The 430-nt window shown below is 41.6% G+C and carries 1 pseudogene; it reads right to left on the bottom strand.

What is annotated here, in order from left to right:
- Window positions 1-345: pseudogene (locus AB4486_RS23900) on the bottom strand (hypothetical protein); the annotation flags it as partial.
- Window positions 346-430 lie beyond the last annotated feature (85 nt).

Here is a 430-nt window from a genome sequence, read left to right as displayed (position 1 = left end):
GCCTAAGGATAATAGACTCTCGCTTTGGCTACCATTCATTAATCTGGATAATGGATAGTGACCAGAAAACCCATCAGTGTGATTAATATCACTATAGCTCAAGTTAAATGGCCCAAAACTTACACCTGAAGACAATTGATAGGCCATATCGTCATACACTTTAACAGACCCAACGACGTTAAATATGTCGTTAATGACTTCGCCCCCTATTCCTAACCCATAGTCAAGGTTATCGGCTAGTAGCGCGTAAAAGCCGAGCCTAGCACTATCCAGTACTGGAAGAACGAACTCGGACTCGAGTATGCCAGTATCTTGTTGAAAATCTGATAAAGTTTCAGGCGACACGACATTGTCAAGATAACTAGGAAGAGCCCTATCCTGCCTATCTATAAATGAGTATCTCAGACTATAATTCGAATGCGTTCTACTC

It is taken from the genome of Vibrio sp. 10N.222.55.C6 (assembly GCF_041473395.1).
GTDB classification, from domain to species: domain Bacteria; phylum Pseudomonadota; class Gammaproteobacteria; order Enterobacterales; family Vibrionaceae; genus Vibrio; species Vibrio crassostreae_C.
The sequence above is the reverse complement of the archived record's forward strand: the minus strand, read 5'-3'. Positions and strand labels throughout refer to the sequence as shown.